The sequence below is a fragment of the Rhodococcus sp. R1101 genome (genome assembly GCF_000278445.1).
In the GTDB taxonomy this organism is placed as follows: domain Bacteria; phylum Actinomycetota; class Actinomycetes; order Mycobacteriales; family Mycobacteriaceae; genus Rhodococcus; species Rhodococcus gordoniae.
In genome coordinates this window covers 1-615 of sequence record NZ_AJVB01000904.1, presented here as the reverse complement: position 1 = coordinate 615, position 615 = coordinate 1, and the positions used below count along the sequence as shown (strand labels likewise).

Here is a 615-nt window from a genome sequence, read left to right as displayed (position 1 = left end):
GCCACCGACGAGCAGCGTCGTCGCCGCGAGCGTGCGAACGCAGAGAAGAAGGCGTCCGCGTTGCAGAAGCAGGCGGCCAAGCTCGGAGCCAAGGCCACCAAGGCCACGGCCGCCCAGAACATGGCCAAGCGCGCCGAGAAGCTTCTCGACGACCTCGACGACGTGCGGGTGGCCGACAAGGTCGCGAAGATCCGGTTCCCGACGCCTGCTGCATGCGGCAAGACCCCGCTGATGGCGAAGGAACTGACCAAGGTCTACGGTTCGCTCGAAATCTTCACCGGTGTCGACCTCGCGATCGACCGCGGCAGCCGCGTGGTCATCCTCGGCCTCAACGGTGCCGGCAAGACCACCCTGTTGCGTCTTCTCGCCGGAGTGGAAACCCCCGATCTCGGCGAGCTCGTCCCGGGCCACGGTCTGAAGATCGGGTACTTCGCCCAGGAACACGACACCATCGACGACTCGGCGTCGGTATGGGAGAACATCCGGCACGCCGCGCCGGACGCCGGCGAACAGGACCTGCGGGGACTGCTCGGCGCGTTCATGTTCACCGGCCCCCAGCTCGAGCAGCCCGCGGGAACGCTCTCCGGCGGTGAGAAGACCCGGCTGGCGCTCGCG

1 protein-coding gene is annotated in these 615 nt (G+C 68.0%); it reads left to right on the top strand.

The window, feature by feature from the left end; genetic code table 11:
* On the top strand, positions 1 to 615 hold a 615-nt coding region (locus R1101_RS0125120), incomplete at both ends, for an ATP-binding cassette domain-containing protein (RefSeq protein ID WP_016935845.1).